Source organism: Streptomyces sp. NPDC003248 (assembly GCF_055563235.1).
On record NZ_JBVHDT010000008.1, the window covers coordinates 300,962 to 316,128 of the forward strand.

General features: G+C 71.8%; 12 protein-coding genes. 4 read left to right on the forward strand and 8 right to left on the reverse strand.

Going from position 1 to position 15,167, the window contains the following annotated elements; translation table 11 throughout:
• Positions 1–87 precede the first annotated feature (87 nt).
• The 3 genes from ACZ3KJ_RS21215 to ACZ3KJ_RS21225 form a co-directional block, all read right to left on the reverse strand.
• The gene (locus tag ACZ3KJ_RS21215) at positions 88–417 is read right to left on the reverse strand and encodes a hypothetical protein (RefSeq protein WP_467528996.1); all 330 of its coding nucleotides are present in this window, start codon (positions 415–417) and stop codon (positions 88–90) included.
• 99 nt (positions 418–516) lie between these two features.
• The gene (locus ACZ3KJ_RS21220; RefSeq protein WP_467528998.1) at positions 517–1,932 is read right to left on the reverse strand and encodes an alpha/beta hydrolase-fold protein; all 1,416 of its coding nucleotides are present in this window, start codon (positions 1,930–1,932) and stop codon (positions 517–519) included.
• A 338-nt stretch (positions 1,933–2,270) separates the two neighbouring features.
• Positions 2,271–3,932 (reverse strand): carboxylesterase/lipase family protein, encoded by a 1,662-nt coding sequence (locus tag ACZ3KJ_RS21225; protein WP_467528999.1) that lies wholly within the window; start codon positions 3,930–3,932, stop codon positions 2,271–2,273.
• A gap of 802 nt (positions 3,933–4,734) precedes the next feature.
• Here ACZ3KJ_RS21225 and ACZ3KJ_RS21230 point away from each other — a divergent pair.
• The gene (locus ACZ3KJ_RS21230; protein WP_467529001.1) at positions 4,735–4,956 is read left to right on the forward strand and encodes a hypothetical protein; all 222 of its coding nucleotides are present in this window, start codon (positions 4,735–4,737) and stop codon (positions 4,954–4,956) included.
• Here the strand turns inward: ACZ3KJ_RS21230 and ACZ3KJ_RS21235 are convergent.
• Both ACZ3KJ_RS21235 and ACZ3KJ_RS21240 read right to left on the reverse strand, forming a co-directional pair.
• Positions 4,953–6,314, reverse strand: coding sequence for a HupE/UreJ family protein (locus tag ACZ3KJ_RS21235; protein ID WP_467529003.1), 1,362 nt, complete (start codon positions 6,312–6,314; stop codon positions 4,953–4,955). The genes ACZ3KJ_RS21230 and ACZ3KJ_RS21235 overlap by 4 nt on opposite strands.
• 14 nt (positions 6,315–6,328) lie before the next feature.
• Positions 6,329–7,525: a DUF3500 domain-containing protein gene (locus ACZ3KJ_RS21240; protein ID WP_467529005.1), complete on the reverse strand. Its 1,197-nt coding sequence runs from the start codon at positions 7,523–7,525 to the stop codon at positions 6,329–6,331.
• 218 nt (positions 7,526–7,743) lie between these two features.
• Between ACZ3KJ_RS21240 and ACZ3KJ_RS21245 the strand changes: the two genes are divergently transcribed.
• From ACZ3KJ_RS21245 to ACZ3KJ_RS21255, 3 genes are all read left to right on the forward strand, one after another.
• The gene (locus ACZ3KJ_RS21245) at positions 7,744–8,457 is read left to right on the forward strand and encodes a response regulator transcription factor (RefSeq protein ID WP_389517403.1); all 714 of its coding nucleotides are present in this window, start codon (positions 7,744–7,746) and stop codon (positions 8,455–8,457) included.
• Positions 8,454–9,857: a sensor histidine kinase gene (locus ACZ3KJ_RS21250; RefSeq protein ID WP_467529007.1), complete on the forward strand. Its 1,404-nt coding sequence runs from the start codon at positions 8,454–8,456 to the stop codon at positions 9,855–9,857. Before ACZ3KJ_RS21245 ends, ACZ3KJ_RS21250 begins: the two co-directional genes overlap by 4 nt.
• Before the next feature lie 449 nt (positions 9,858–10,306).
• Positions 10,307–11,689, forward strand: coding sequence for an MFS transporter (locus ACZ3KJ_RS21255; RefSeq protein ID WP_467529009.1), 1,383 nt, complete (start codon positions 10,307–10,309; stop codon positions 11,687–11,689).
• Positions 11,690–11,773: 84 nt separating this feature from the next.
• Here ACZ3KJ_RS21255 and ACZ3KJ_RS21260 read toward each other — a convergent pair whose 3' ends face one another.
• The 3 genes from ACZ3KJ_RS21260 to ACZ3KJ_RS21270 form a co-directional block, all read right to left on the reverse strand.
• A complete protein-coding gene (locus ACZ3KJ_RS21260; RefSeq protein WP_467529011.1) occupies positions 11,774–13,747 on the reverse strand; it encodes a helix-turn-helix domain-containing protein in 1,974 nt (657 codons plus the stop codon).
• Between the two features lie 76 nt (positions 13,748–13,823).
• Positions 13,824–14,624: a 3-hydroxybutyrate dehydrogenase gene (locus ACZ3KJ_RS21265; protein ID WP_467529013.1), complete on the reverse strand. Its 801-nt coding sequence runs from the start codon at positions 14,622–14,624 to the stop codon at positions 13,824–13,826.
• 57 nt (positions 14,625–14,681) lie between these two features.
• Positions 14,682–15,158 carry an NUDIX hydrolase gene (locus ACZ3KJ_RS21270; RefSeq protein WP_389516419.1) on the reverse strand — a complete coding sequence of 159 codons (477 nt, stop codon included), beginning with the start codon at positions 15,156–15,158 and terminating at the stop codon, positions 14,682–14,684.
• Between the last annotated feature and the right edge of the window lie 9 nt (positions 15,159–15,167).

The following is a 15,167-nucleotide window of genomic DNA, read 5'->3' on the forward strand; positions in this document are numbered from 1 at the left end:
GCGGCCGTCCGTCGGGCACGTGCCTCACGCTGCCGCAGGGGCGGGTGCGGCCGCCAGCGATGCCGGGTGCAGCAAGCTGTCCTGCACCTAGCTGCACGCCCCACGGGAACGGGGAACGGTGCGGTCGGTACCGTCGGTCCAGCGCCGCGGCCTTCTCCCGGTGGCCCCGGACGGGCGCGGCGTCCTCGGCTCCAGCCTGCGTTCGAAGTCGCCAACGTGCTCCATCGCCCGGACCGACCGCACCTCCGCCGCCTGCGCGTCCGCCGTGGCGCCCAGGTGGCGGGACGGGTCGAGTTCGCCCGGGCCGAGGCGGGCGGTGGCCGGCACGCAGCTGCCGGGTTTCCTGGCGCGGACGGGCATCAGCGACGGATCGGGGGTCCACCGTGCGGTCACCTTGTGCCACAGGTCCGCGTTCACGCCTTCGCCGGCCGGTTGCTCAGCGCCGGGTGGGCGAGAACAGCCTGGCCCTACAGCCCGCAGGGGCTGTAGGGCCAGGTTCGCCCCCCCAGCAGTGCTTCAGGCACCCCAGGTGTCGTCCGCCACGGTGGGCGGGAGGAAGGCGGCGCGCGTGAGGAAGTCACGGAGCAGAAGCCGCCAGACGTACCACTCATGGCCGCCGTCGACGAAGGCGGTCTGGATGTGGAGGCCGGCCGCCGTGAGGTCGCGGACCTCACGCAGCGGGCCCCGGTGGAGGGTCAGGTAGCCCTGATTGATCGGGTCCTGCCGGCCGCCGCCGACGTAGACCGTCACCTTCTTGAGCGCGGCGACCTGGGCGTCGGTGAGGACGGTGCCGGCGGGCAGCCCGGCGCTCATCATGCCGTAGTAGCCGAACTGTTCGGTGTTCCTCAGCATCAGGTAGTTGGTACGCATGCCGCCCGCGGAGAGACCTGAGTAGGCGCGGTCGGAGGCCGACGCGGAGACGTGGTAGTGCGCCTCCACCCAGGGGAAGACACGCTCGATCAGGTCGGTGCGGTGCGCCTGTTCGGCCGTCGAGGACGGGTAGCCGGCCGCGTTGGGCATCACCACGATCAGAGGCGCCACCGCACCGGTGTTGATCAGGTTGTCGAGGATGTTCGCGACGTCGCCCTGGGTGCTCCAGCCCATCTCGTTCTCGCCGCCACCGTGACTGAGGTAAAGCGTGGGGTACGGCTTCGCCCGCTTCGGGTCGTACTCCGGCGGCGTGTAGACGACCAGGTGGTTCCGGTCGACGGGGGTGAGGTGGCCGGGCGAGTCGTAGGTGACGTGCTTCAGCATGCCTCGTGGCCCAGCCGACGGCCCGAGCCAGGAAACGTCGGTGGTGTCGAAGCGGGGATCGGACGGGACGTAGATCTGACTGCGGTCGACGGCGGTGCCGTGGACGATGCCGTCGACCACGTTCCACGCGGGGTTCGCGGGGTCGGGCAGCTGACCGGTCTGGGTGGTGTCGTCGGCGTCCGCGTCGACGAAGAAGCCGTAGGTGTAGAAGCCGCCGGGGAGCGGGGTGGTGTAGGTCCACACCCCGTCGTGGCCCTTGGTCATGTCGGCGGTGTGCCAGTTGGGGCTGGTGGAGTTGGGGTGCGAGATCGGCACGTCACCGGGGCGCCACTGGGCGGGCAGCAGGCCGGGGCTCTCCACCAGGTGGTCCGGGGTGGTCAGGCGCGGGTCAAGGGCGAGCGGGCGCTGGAAGTACCACTCCCCCTTGATCTGAACCCGCTTCGCCTTGGGGGCGCGGTAGCGAAAGGTCACCTCGTATCCGGTGGGCGCCTTGCCCGTGCGCCGGATCAGCGGGCCGGTCGCCGGGGTCTTCCGCGCCTGGGTGTCCCGGGTGCCGGAGGCCGCCGCGCCGCTCGCCGGGGCCGCCCCGGCGCCGGTGGCCAGCGGGCCGCCGGCGAGCGCGGTACCGCCCACGGTAGCGGCGAGCGCGCGGGCCACTGTTCTTCTGCTCACGGACATGTTCGGGTCGCTCCTGATCGGTGAGGTTTCGCAACGTGGGGTGCGGAGACGGCGGGTGCGAGACGTCCCCTGGCGGTGCCGGGGACGTCAGCTCATCCCGCGGAGGAGGGGAAGAAGGCGGTGCGCAGGAGGAAGTCACGCAGGTTCAGGCGCCAGACCGCCCAGTTGGTAGTAGTGGCTGGGTTCCTGCCGGCCGCCGCCGACGAAGACTCGGACCCGTTTGAGCGCGTCGATCTGTTCGGCCGGGTCGGAGCGTGGGGATCTCTGCCTCCGGTGGATCGGGGGGCGTGCCCGCTCCCTCTTCGGGAGCGGGCGACGCGAGGACCACGGGGCGGGGTTCAGCCGGGGAGGCCGGCCCAGAAGGCGAGGTTGTGCTCGGTGGCGAAGTCACCGCTCACCCGGGAGCAGGCGGCGGGGGCGGCTCCGTCGGCGGGTGAGGTGTCGCAGGCGACCAGGGACATGAGCTTGCCCGAACTTGCGCGGTAGGCGGGCCAGTTCGGTGTGCCGGATCCGTTGGGGTCGCCCGCTTCGGCGAACCGGCCCCAGTACGTGATCATCTGCCGGGACAGCTCCAGCTGGTCGTCGTCGTAGGGCAGGGTCTGGCCGAGGTACTCCCAGAGGTAGCCGAGGTCGTCGACGTGGACGGCACCTCCGAAGGGGAAGTCGCGGGCGGTCGCGCTCTGCTGCTGGAGGCGGAAGACGGAGGCGAAGTGCGGGGTGTCGCTCTCGGCAAACTCGTAGGCATAGGTCGGCACCCACTTCGACAGCGTGGCCATGAGTTGCTGCCGGGCGTACGAGGTGGAGCCGTTCTGCGCGGCGGTCCACGCCTCCCCCGGTGTCGGGTAGGCGCTGAGCGGATACTCGGCGAGGACGCGGGCCGCGTCGGTGCCGTACGCCGAGCGCACCGCGGACTCGTACTGGGCGGAGGTCATCGGCGTGCCCAGGTAGTCGTAGTTCTGGTAGGTGAACAGGCCGCGCTCGCTGTCGGTCTGCCCGAGCATCACCGGTACGCGGTGGAAGTCGCCGGCCTGGACGGCCGTGCCGGGGTTGACCGGGAAGGCGGCTCCTCCGACGGACGGGGAGACGCCGGACTTCTTCTGCGCCGCGAGCAGCTCGGTGGCGGGCTTCGCGCGCAGGCAGGCCAGGATGTCGGACGCCGTGTCGCAGCCGACCGTCGCGACGAACGCCTCGCTCTGTGCCTGGCCGGAGGCGGCCGATTGGAGGTTGCAGTTGCCGCTCATGATGCCGGCGCGGGCGAACAGGCCCTTGGCGGTGGGGGACGCGAGGTGGTCGCAGACCGAACCGGCGCCCGCCGACTGTCCCGCGATGGTCACGTTCTTCGGGTCGCCGCCGAAGCGGTCGATGTTGGAGTGGACCCAGCGCAGTGCGGCCTGCTGGTCGAGTAGGCCGTAGTTGCCGGGGCCGTTCTTGCTCTCGGCCTGCAACTGGGGCAGGTTCAGAGTTCCGAGGACGCCCACGCGGTAGTTGACGGTGACGACGATGGCACCCGTCTGCTCGATGAACTTCCGCGGGTTGGTGTCCTGTCCGGCGCCGCCGGTGAAGCCTCCGCCGTGGATCCACACCAGGACCGGCGCGCTCGCCCGGGCGTTGTCGGGGACGTACACGTTGAGGGCCAGACAGTCCTCGGTGGTGATGGTCTTCTCGTATCCGGGGTCCCATCCGCTGTTCTGGGCGCAGCGGTCGGAGAACTCGGTGGCGTCGCGGACTCCGGACCACTTCGCCGCGGGTTTCGGGGCCGTCCAGCGCAGGGCGCCCACCGGGTCGGCGGCGTAAGGAATGCCGAGCCACTGCTGGTAGTCCGTCTGATGGGTTCCCCGGATCTTGCCGTTCGTGGTGTTCACCACGGTGGAGACGGGGCGCGCGCCGGGCGTGTCCGTCGACTGGGCCCGGGCGACCACGGGGACGAGTCCCAGGGCGAGAAGTGCCACAGCGGTCGATACGACGCGGCCTTTGCCGCGCAGAGCGGTGATGGTGCTCATGAGCTCCCCTGCTGTCTGTCTGGTGACGGGCATTCTCAGATGGGCGTGAGGGATCGACGGTCGGGTGCGGCTGTGGTGGGCGGCGCCGCGACGTCGGGTGTACGCCGCTCTTACCGGGAACAACTCGTTGCGGGACGGGGATGCTGGGCTGGTGGCGGTCGACGTCGTGGCGGGCCGGAAAACCCGTCGTCCCCGCCGATGCGCCGACGCGAGGTCAGGGCCGGCGAGGCGTTCGGCGATGTCCCGCCCGGCGTCCGAGGCGCCGTGGTGACAGGTCGGGACACGTCGCCCCAGGCGGGCCTCCGACCAGGGGGTGATACGCCGGAGACCTACGAGGTGATGCCCGAGGAACGTAACCGGGCGGCAACACTGTGGGCAACATGTGCGACACAAATCTCTACAACTTCTGAACTGCCATCGGCTCTTCCGCCCGTTGGGTCAGCCGGGTCGCGCCGCTCCCTTCGGAAGTCGAAGAGGTGGACGGGTCGGCGGTGCCGTTGCCTTGAAACCTTGGCCGTGATGTCCGCGCGCCGTGGGAGCCCGTCCCCGGATACCCGACACCCGCCCTGCTCGACGACGGCACCGACGGTCGACGAGGCGTCGACGAGGCGTCGGGGAGACGCGACAGGGGGCGGCGCACACCGGCGCCGCCCCCTGTCGCAAGCTGTCGCACAAGGCTGATCAGCGCCGTTCAGGAATCGTGACCGGCCCGCCGGTAGCCGGTGAGATCGGCGACCCTGTCCAGGAAGGCTGCCGGGTCCCGGTCGGCCGCTGACCGTTGCCGAACACCTCCGTGATCGCCGTGACTCCGGCGATGTGGCCGCTCGACGCGGCCGGCTTCGCCGCGTTCGCCTGGGCGGCGCTCTCCGTTCCGGAGCCGGAGGAACAGGCCGCGGTCGTCGGTGCCGCGGCTGTCGCGGCCGGGCCCATCAGGACAGCCCTGCGCTTCGCTGGACACCACTCCCTGCTTCATGGCTGCGAGCCACAAGCCGCTCGCAACACGGACACGATGTCGGAGATCTAACGATTGATCGTTTTCGGCTCCGCAGCCGATCGCGCGCCGTTGGCCTGTGCGTCTCCTGGACTGTTCCTACGGGTCCCCGTCACCGGGCCCGGCGAGCCGACCCGGGGCGCCACCTGCCGGGCCACGGCGGCGAGGGCCGCGACCGACACCGCGACCAGCAGCGGATGCCCGACCAGCCACGTCTGGACGCCCTCGAACGGGTCCGACGACGTCAGCGTCGCCCGCTCCAGCATCCAGGAGACCGAGAACACCAGGCCGAGGGTGGCGATCCCGATCCGGAAGGCGGGGTAGAAGGCCGTCCGGGACAAGACGATCAGCGATGGCATCATCAGTGCGACGACGAGCAGCTGGGTCACCTCGATGCCCAGGTTGAAGCCGAGCAGAGTGGTCACGAGCGAGTCCCGGTCGACGCCGAGTTCACCGACGAGTGAGGCGAACGCCGTCCCGTGGACGAGCCCGAAGCCGGCGGCGATCAGCGGTTCGCCCCGGGCCACCAGCGGCCGGATCGCGTGGACGGCGGAGACCGTGATCGAGAAGGCGATCAGTGTCTCGACCGTCCGGGTCGGCACGTCGATCACCCCGAAGGCCGCCAGGGCCAGAGTGAGCGAGTGGCCGACGGCGAACGCGGACACCACGTGCACGACCCGCCGGAAACTGCACCGCGCGGACGGCACGCCGGCGGTGCGCCAGCGTCCCCCGGAAGCCAGCAGGGGGGCTGGGACCAGCAGCATGAGGAGGAAGAGAAGATGGTCGGCGCCCTCGCCGACGTGCTGGACACCGAGCCCGGCGGTGGACAGGAATCCCTGGATCCAGGAGCCCTCACCGGCCGGAACCGTCAGGCTTGTGGTGTCCCGGTCGATGATCCCGAGGGTCTCGGCGTCGTCGGAGCTCAGGATGGACCGGTCGAAGTCGTAGCGGACGGTCACGACGATGTCGTGGGTGAGCAGCTCCTCCACGATGACGTCGTAACGCAGGTCGAAGTCGGTGACGTCGCCGCCGGCGGGCGGTGTGATCGTCAGAGGATAGACGAGGTGCGCGACCCCGTCGATGGTGCGGACGGCGCCCGTGCCGAGGGTGACCTTCCAAGAGGTGCCGTTCTCGCCGACGGCGCTGACGTGTTGTGCCGCGTACCGGTGGAGGAAGGTCCGGTCGGTGCCGAGGACACTGGCGCGGGTGAGGTCGCGGTCCACGGCTACGGCGAGGCGGTCGATGGGCAGTTCGATCTCGCCCTCGACGCGGTCGTCGTGGAGGTCGAGGAGGACGGCAGAAGTGCTCATCGGGTGCGCGCCGGCCGGCGACGCGAGGCCGCCGACCAGCAGGAACGCCGAGATCAGAAGGGTGGTGAGAAGGCGGCGCACAGGGTGGGGCTCCGTCATTCCCAGCCGTAGTCGGCGGTCTCGTCGCGGAAGATCGTGTGCTGGTGGATCTCGTCGGTCGAGGCGCCGGGCTGGTTGGAGAACTCGACCCAGGCGGACGGGCCGTCGAGACGGACGTACGTCTCCGCGTTGTCGATCGTCGTGCCACCGCTCCAACCGATGTAGGTCTCGTCGTACTCCGAGACGTACTTGGCGATGAGCTTCGCGGCGGCCTTCTCGTCCAGGTCACCGACCCAGGTCTTCAGCATCGCGGTGACCTTGGCCTGCTGCTTCTTGGTGAGGCTGCTCACCAGGACGCCCTCGGGTTCCTCCGGGAAGGGGCCGTCGTTGCCGGGACCGAGGTAGAGGTCGTCGAAGCTGCCGTCGATCTCGGCCGCGGCCAGCTCGTCGTCGGTGAGCGACTGGATGGCCGCCATGGTGGTGGTCCGGGTGTCCTCCAGCGGGGTGTAGTCCACCCCGTCGACGGTGAACTCCGTCGGCTCGACGCCGGTCAGGGTGGGCGACAGGGTCACGTTGTCGCCTGCATAGGTGATGTTGTACGCGGCGTGGTGGCCGCCGTACTGGACCATGAACTCACCGGTCTTGCTGGGCTGGCCGAAGAAAGAGATGTAGTACCACTCCGAGCCGAAGTTGGCACCGCCGCCCGCGCCGCCCCCGGTACCGCCCCTGGCGGTCTCGCTGGGGGTGCCGCTGGGCAGGTCCGTGGAGGTGGGGCTGGGCCGTGTGCCGCCGCCGGCGGCGTCCGTCTGGGTGGCCAGGTAGTCGTCCGCCTTGCGGATCTCCACGAGTTCCTCGTAGCCGTGCTCGCTGAGCGCGGCCTTCATGACCTTCATCGCCGCGGCCTCCTGCTCGTCGGTGAGGTCACCGAGCTTGAGTCCGTTGCGGTTCACGACACCGGTCGGGAAGTTGGACCAGCCCGTCTTCTTCGCCTCGTCGTCGAAGTCGTAGAGGACGGTTTCCTTCTGTTCGTCGGACAGCGTCGCGAGGAAGGCGTTGGCGGCCCTGACGACCTCGGCAGTGTTGGCGCCACCGGCTCCGGTGCGGGACGCGGAAGCCGGGACGGCCTTCTTGGCGACCGTCGCCGAGGCGGACCCGGGGTCGAACGCGAGGTAGCCGACGGTACCGAGGGCGGCGCTGAGGCACGCGGCGACCACCACGGGCCGACGCAGTACAGGGCGGGTGTGGGACGGCATGACACTCCTGTGAACGGGGCTAAGGAAGGCGTGGTCAGATACCCATGCTGCGAGGGAGCGCTGAGAAACCGTCCGGAGGAAGTCGGGAAGCGGATGAGAACCGAGTCGCAGGCCGGCCGCGGTCGCAAGGTCCGTCGGAGGTGTTCATGGTGAGGAGTACGCACATGGCGGAGGGGCCGGGCGCCGTGATGTCCGAGACGACGTGCCGGCGGACTGACGTGCCGCGTCGGGTCCTCGTCGCCGACGACGACCGCGCGGTACGTGAGGCGCTCGCCCGGGCGTTGGAACTGGCTGGGTACGACGCCGTCACCGTCGCCGACGGCGTGCAGGCACTGGCCCGGGCCGGCCGGGACACCTTCGGGGTGCTGGTCGTCGATGTCACGATGCCGCATGTCGACGGTGTGGCCGTGTGCCGGGTGTTGCGCGCCTCCGGTGACCGCACCCCTGTCCTGATGCTCACCGCCCGTTCCGGCCTCGCGGACCGGGTCGCCAGTCTGGACGCGGGCGCCGACGACTATCTGCCCAAGCCGTTCGAGGTCCCCGAACTCCTCGCCCGGATCAGGGCGCTGCTGCGCCGGGCCGTGTCGGCACCGGGCTGTGCGCCGGAGGCCGGTGAGCCGGAGAGGGCCGAGGAGGTGCTCCGGATCGCGTCGCTGCGGATCTCCCCGGCCGCCCGGCTCGCCTGGTGGGGCGAGACCGGGCTGCCCCTCACCAAGATCGAGTTCGATCTGCTGGAGCTGCTCGTACGCAACGAGGGCCTGGTCCTGGACCACGCGGTGCTCTACCGGCAGGTCTGGGGGTGCGACGCCGCCGTGGACGTCAAGAACCTGGCGGGTTACATCGGCTACCTGCGGCGCAAGCTCGCCGACGCCGGGGCGCCCGACCTGATCCGCACGGTGCGGGGTGTCGGCTACGCGGTGCGGCGGCCATGAGTCTGCGTTCGCGGTTCGCGTTGGCGTTCGCCGCCGTCGGCGCCCTGGTGGCGGCGCTGGTCGGGATGCTGAGCTACGACGCCGTCCGGGACCGTGTCCTCGCGGAGATCGACCGGAGCCTGCGGTCCCAGACAACGGCCGTGGCGGGGGCGGGAGGGCAGGCCACGGCCGTCGCCGAGGCGCTGGCGCAGAGCCCTGACCTGTTTCCCGGGGCCGATTCACCGGGGCCGGGTGACGAGGAGGAGCGCCGCCCGGTCGTACGCGCCGTGGCTTCCGACGGCACGAGCACCCATCTCGGTGGCCCGGCGGCCGCCCTGCCGGTGCCGGACGCCGCCGCCCGCGCCCTCGCGGCCACCGGGACGGCGGGAGAATCGTTCACCACCGAGGTCGTCGCGGACGGCACCACCTACCGTCTGCTGACCACCGCGCTGGGCAGCGGACGCGGGGCTCTCCAGACGGCCGTCGGGGTCGACCAGACCTATCACGTGCTGCACGGCATGGCCATGGAGATCACCGGGGCCGGCCTCGCCGTCACCCTCGTCGCGGCGGGCACGGGCCTGCTGGTCGCGGGCCGCATCACCCGGCGTCTGATCCTCCTGACCGAGGCCGCCGAAACGGTCGGCGCCCAGGACCACACCGGCTTCGAGGACGCGGGTCCGGCGGGCCGGCGTGACGAGGTGAGCCGGCTGACCGCTTCGTTCCGCATGATGCTGACCCGGCTCACCGCCGCCCGCGAGGCCCAGGAAAGACTGGTGCAGGACGCCGCTCACGAACTGCGGACGCCGCTGACCAGCCTGCTGACCAACGCCACGGTGCTGCGGCACGTCGCCGAACTCACCCCGCCCGCCCGTGAGCGGCTTCTTGACGATCTCCAGGGCGAGACACGTGAGCTGGGCCGGCTGGTCGACGAACTCGTCGAACTGGCCCTGGCCGGCGGCCGTGACGAGGCTGAGGAGCCCGTGGACCTGGGGGCGGTGGCCCGCCGGGCCGCACGGCGCGTCTACCGACGTACCGGACGCCTGGTCCACATCGACGCCGACGACCGCCAGGTCATCGGCCGCCCCCAGGCACTCGAACGGGCGGTGGGCAACCTGGTGGAGAACGCCGCCAAGTTCGCCGCGGATGACGGCGAGCCGATCGAGGTGCGCGTCGACCGGGGCACCGTCACCGTCAGCGACCGCGGACCGGGCATCACCGACACCGACCGGGCCCGCGTGTTCGACCGGTTCTACCGGGCCGACACCGCGCGTGCCCTGCCCGGGTCCGGGCTCGGTCTCGCCATCGTCCGGGATGTCGCGGACACGCACGGCGGCACCGCGTTCGCACGGCCACGGCCCGGTGGCGGTGCGACGGTCGGGTTCGTGGTGGCGCGTTCGCGCGTTCTGCCCGGTAGCCGGTAGCCCGGCGTTTCCGCAGCGGTCCCGGGCGTCCCCTGTGCAGTCAAAAGAATTGTTGGCGGTCCGGTGAGTGCGCTCAAGTTCGCGGTAAATGGCGCGGGCCGCACCAGCGGAACACCCACTCAGGGTGCCGCGCGGCGGCAGGAACGAGGTCGGAACACCCGTTGTACCCGGTCACTGAGACACCGACGGGCCCCGCCGCGACAACGAGACGGAGACTGTGAAGCACCGGGCGGTGAAGCGCAGGGCCGACCACACCGTCCGCGGACCACGGCGGGCACAGATGCCGCCCTCGTCGGCGCCGCCTTGGAACCCCCGCACCGCCTCCATGGTCGGTGCGCGCACTCCCGCGCCCAAAACTATGGTGTCCCACCACATACGCCTCTGACCTGCGCCTTCCTACGGTATGGCGACACGCAACCGTCCCCGTCGAACGCCAGGAAGTGGTGCCGATGTCGTCGCCCGCAGCCGCTCCTCCAGCCCCGTCGAACCTCAAGCGCATCGTCGCCGCGTCCCTGATCGGCACCACCATCGAGTGGTACGACTTCTTCCTCTACGGCTCGGCCGCCGCCCTCGTCTTCAACAAGCTGTTCTTCCCTGGCTCCGACCCGCTCGTCGGCACGCTGCTGTCCTTCCTGACCTACGCCGTCGGATTCGCCGCGCGGCCGCTCGGGGCGCTGGTCTTCGGGCACTACGGGGACCGGCTGGGACGCAAGAAGCTGCTGGTGCTGAGTCTGCTGCTGATGGGCGGGGCGACGTTCGCCATCGGGCTGCTGCCCACGCACGCCACCATCGGGACGGCCGCGCCGGTGCTGCTGACCCTGCTGCGCCTGGTGCAGGGTTTCGCGCTGGGCGGTGAGTGGGGCGGGGCCGTGCTGCTGGTGTCCGAGCACGGGGACGCCCGGCGGCGCGGGTTCTGGGCGTCGTGGCCGCAGACCGGGGCGCCGGCGGGCCAGTTGCTCGCGACCGGTGTGCTGTCGCTGCTCACCGCCGTGCTGTCGGACTCCGCCTTCGGGAGCTGGGGGTGGCGGATCCCCTTCCTGCTCTCCGGTGTGCTGGTGATCGTCGGTCTGTGGATCCGGCTGTCCGTCGACGAGTCGCCCGTCTTCCGGCAGGCGCTGGCCCAGGTCGAGGCGCGCAAGGCGACACGGGCGGCCGCCGAGAAGCTGCCGCTCGTGGCCGTCCTGCGGCACCACTGGCGTGATGTGCTGGTCGCCATGGGGGCGCGCATGGCGGAGAACATCTCCTACTACGTCATCACCGCCTTCATCCTCGTCTACGCCACGACGTCGGCCGGGGTCTCCAAGCAGACCGCCCTCAACGCCGTCCTCGTCGCCTCCGCCGTGCACTTCGCCGTGATCCCGGCCTGGGGGGCGCTCTCCGACCGGATCGGGAGGCGTCCCGTGTACCTGCTGGGCGCTGTCGGGGTCGGGCTGTGGATGTTCCCGTTCTTCGCGCTCGTCGACACGGGCGGCTTCGGCAGCCTCCTCCTCGCCGTGACCGTCGGTCTGGTGCTGCACGGGGCGATGTACGCGCCCCAGGCCGCGTTCTTCTCCGAGATGTTCGCGACCCGGATGCGGTACTCCGGCGCCTCCATCGGCGCGCAGTTCGCCTCGGTCGCGGCCGGCGCGCCGGCACCGCTGATCGCCACCGCGCTGCTGGCCGACTACGACAGCTCCACGCCGATCGCCCTGTACGTGATCGCCGCTGCCCTGCTGACGGTCGTCGCGGTGGGCGCGGCCCGGGAGACCCGTCACCGCGACCTCGCCGAGATCGATGCCTCCGCCGACGCCGAGTCCACGACGGCCCCGGCTGCGGACGCGCGCGCCGTCTGATCCCGCCCGGGCCACGGCCCCGCTCGTCGAACCCCGCTCGTCGTCCCCGTACGCCGGCCCGCGTATGGGGGCGGCGGCTCGGGGTCAGCGGGATATGGAGGACGCCAATCGGTGCAGTCTGAGGGCCAGTTGGATCTCCAGGGCGCGGGACGGGCTCTGCCAGTCGTCGCCCAGGAGGCGGCCGACGCGCTCCAGGCGCTGGGCCACCGTGTTGACGTGGACGTGGAGTTCGTCCTTGGTGCGGGCCGGGCTCATGCCGCTGGCGAAGTACGCGTCCAGGGTGCGCACCAGATCGGTGCCGCGCCGCTCGTCGTAGGCGACGACCTGGCCGATGGTGCGCTCGACGAAGCCGGTGACGTCGCGGCTGCCGGCGAGCAGGAGCCCCAGGAAGCCGAAATCCTCGGCCGCCGCCCCGTCTCCGGCGCGCCCCAGCAGGCGCAGGGCGTCCAGACAGCGGCGGCCCTCCTCGTACGCGGCGACCACCGTGTCCGGGCGGTCGGTGAGGTCCCGGACCGGCGCGGAGGCGCCGACGGTGACGGCCTCGCGGACGGCCGTGCCGAGCCGGCGGGCGGTACGGCGGGCCAGTTCCGTCGCCGTGTCGCCGGGTGCGAGGGGCAGCAGCAGGACGGTGCCGCCGTCCCGGGCGGCGGCCAGGCCGTGCCGGGTGGCGGCGAGGTGGGAGGCGGCGGACCACAGGCGCCGTCGGGCGACGGCCTCCTGATCGGCGTCGGCGGCGTCGGCGTCCAGACGGGCGGCGAGCACGACGTGCGTGGCGTCGAGGTCGGCCCCGAGCCGCGAGGCGCGCTCGCGCAGCAGGCGCGCATCGCGGTCGCGGGCGTCGAGGAGGTCGTCGAGCAGCTCGCCCCGGACGCGCCGTTCGGCCTCGGCGGCGGAACGCCGGGCGAGCAGCAGCAGGGAGGTGACCATCGCGGCGCGCTCCAGGGTGCGCTGGTCGACGGGGTCGAGGCCGGGGTGGCCGCGCAGGACGAGCGCGCCGAGCAGTTCACCGCCCGCGGCGACGGCGGCGACCCAGTCGTCCCGGTGCCGTACCGCGTGTCCTTCGGCGCGGGACCGCTCCAGCGCCTCGGACGGTGTGTCGGCGGTCTCGGTGAACTCGACCGTGCCGTCGAGGACCTGCGCGACGGCGGCCGCCACGTCGTGGACGCCGCCGCCGCGCAGGACGAGTTCGGCGAGCCGGTCGTGGACGTCCGAGGCGCGTTCGATGACCCCGCTGCGGTCCCGGATGATCTCGTTGGCGCGTTCCAGTCCGGCCAGGGCCGAGCGGGTCTCGGTGAGCAGGTTCGCGGTGTCGATGGCGGCCGCGGCCAGCGCCGCGAAGGAGCCGAGCAGCGCGATCTGCTCCCGCTCGAAGACCCGGGCGCGCCGGTCCGCGGCGAACAGCACTCCGATGACGGTCGCCCCCAGGGTCAGCGGGACGCCGAGGATGGCCACCAGGCCCTCGTCGTGGACTCCCGCGTCGATGGTCGCCGTGTGCCGGAAGCGGTCGTCGCGGAAGTAGTCGTCGGTGACGTACGGGCGGGCGGTCTGGGCGACCAGGCCGCCGAGCCCCTCCCCCATGCCGAGGCGCAGCTGCTGGAAGCGGGCGGCGACCGAGCCTTCGGTCACCCGCATGTAGGTGTCGCCCCTGACCGGGTCGTTGAGGCTGAGGTAGGCGACGTCCGTGCCGAGCAGGGAGCGGGCCCGCTGCACGATGGCCTGGAGGACGGCGTCGACGTCGCGCAGGCCCGCCAGGTCGTGGGCGGTCTCGAAGAGCGCCGACAGCTCGGTCTCCCGCCGGCGGAGCCCCTCCAGCTCGGCGCGGACCCGCAGCGCGAGCAGCTTGGCGTGTTCGAGCGCCGCGATCCCCTCGACGGGGAGCCCCTCGGCGCGCGCGAGCAGGACCGGCCGTTCGTACGCCTCGGCGGGAGCTCCTCGGGCGAGCAGCGCGAGGAACGGCGCCTCGACGCCGTCGGGGGCGCCCGGGGCCGCCTCGGCACCCCGGGGTGCCTGGGCATCGCTGGCGGAGCTCTCGGCCGGCTCCAGGTGATCGCGGGACATGCTCACAGGATCACTCATGACCGGGCCGGCCCGTCAGCCCTGTGGAAAACTCCCGTCCCACGGGCCGCGGTGCTGCTCAGTGCGCGGTCCAGCCGCCGTCGAGGACGAGCGAGGTGCCGGTGACGAAGGACGCCGACGGGCCGCACAGGTACGCGACGGCCTCGGCGACCTCCTCCGGTTCGATGAGCCGTCTGACGGCGCTGTCCCGCAGGAGGACCTCGGCCAGCACCCGCTCCTCGGGCATGCCGTGCGCCTTCGCCTGGTCGGCGAGCTGCCGCTCCACCAGCGGGGTGCGCACATAGGCGGGGTTGACGCAGTTGGAGGTCACGCCGTGGGCGGCGCCTTCGAGGGCGGCGGTCTTGGACAGGCCCTCCAGCCCGTGCTTGGCGGCCACGTACGCGGACTTGTAGGCCGAGGCGCGCAGCCCGTGGACGGAGGAGACGTTGACGATGCGGCCCCAGCCCTGGCCGTACATATGGGGCAGGGCGCCGCGGATGAGCCGGAACGGCGCCTCCAGCATCACGGTGAGCACCGTGTGGAAGACGTCGGGCGGGAAGTCCTCCAGGGGGCGCACGAGCTGAAGTCCGGCGTTGTTGACGAGGACGTCGGTTCCGGCGGCGGCACGCTCGGCGGCGTCCAGGTCCGTGAGGTCCAGGACGTGCGGCTCGACGACGCCCGGCAGGCCGGCGGCGCTCTCGGCGAGCGCCCGAAGACCGGGGGCGTCCCGGTCGACGGCCCGTACCTCGGCCCCGGCGGCCGCCAGCCGCAGCGCACAGGCGCGGCCGATGCCACCGGCGGCGCCGGTGACGAGGGCGGTGCGACCGCCGAGGTCGAGCGAGGGGGCGGGGGAACCCGGGGCGGCGGGGGGCGTGGTCATGACTCGACCCTAGGCAGCGCCCACCCCCCACCCCATATGGTCAGGCCCCACAGTTCTTCAGGAAGTCGTGGTCTCGAACCATGTGGGTTCGTCGGAGAGGGCCTGCTTGATGCGGAACAGCTGCCGTTCGTGCATCACCGGCAGCGCGTCCAGCTCGAACCAGCCCACCTCGAGGGACTCGTCGTCGTTGACCCGGGCCTCCCCGCCGACGGCCCGGCAGCGGAACGTGATGTCCATGAACCGGCACCGGTCGCCGTTCGGGTACTCGACCTCCCGTCCGGAGCGGACCAGCACCACGCGCTCGGGCACGCAGCGCACGCCCGTCTCCTCGTAGACCTCCCGGACGGCGCAGTCCGCGGGCTGCTCCCCCGGGTCCGGGATACCCGTGATCACGGTCCACCGCTGGTTGTCCGAGCGCTGCCCCAGCAGTACCCGGCCGTCGTCGTCGAAGACCACGGCGCTGACGCCGGGGAGCCAGAGGAGTTGGTGGCCGGCAGTGGCCCGGATGTCACGGATGAAGTCAGGAATCGGCATGCCCCGACC

Coding starts and splice junctions, on each gene's coding strand:
- ACZ3KJ_RS21265 (WP_467529013.1), bottom strand. CDS start 14,624: ATGACCACGCCCCCCGCCGCCCCGGGTTCCCCCGCCCCCTCGCTCGAC.
- ACZ3KJ_RS21225 (WP_467528999.1), bottom strand. CDS start 3,932: ATGAGCACCATCACCGCTCTGCGCGGCAAAGGCCGCGTCGTATCGACC.
- ACZ3KJ_RS21220 (WP_467528998.1), bottom strand. CDS start 1,932: ATGTCCGTGAGCAGAAGAACAGTGGCCCGCGCGCTCGCCGCTACCGTG.
- ACZ3KJ_RS21260 (WP_467529011.1), bottom strand. CDS start 13,747: ATGTCCCGCGATCACCTGGAGCCGGCCGAGAGCTCCGCCAGCGATGCC.
- ACZ3KJ_RS21270 (WP_389516419.1), bottom strand. CDS start 15,158: ATGCCGATTCCTGACTTCATCCGTGACATCCGGGCCACTGCCGGCCAC.
- ACZ3KJ_RS21255 (WP_467529009.1), top strand. CDS start 10,307: ATGTCGTCGCCCGCAGCCGCTCCTCCAGCCCCGTCGAACCTCAAGCGC.
- ACZ3KJ_RS21250 (WP_467529007.1), top strand. CDS start 8,454: ATGAGTCTGCGTTCGCGGTTCGCGTTGGCGTTCGCCGCCGTCGGCGCC.
- ACZ3KJ_RS21240 (WP_467529005.1), bottom strand. CDS start 7,525: ATGCCGTCCCACACCCGCCCTGTACTGCGTCGGCCCGTGGTGGTCGCC.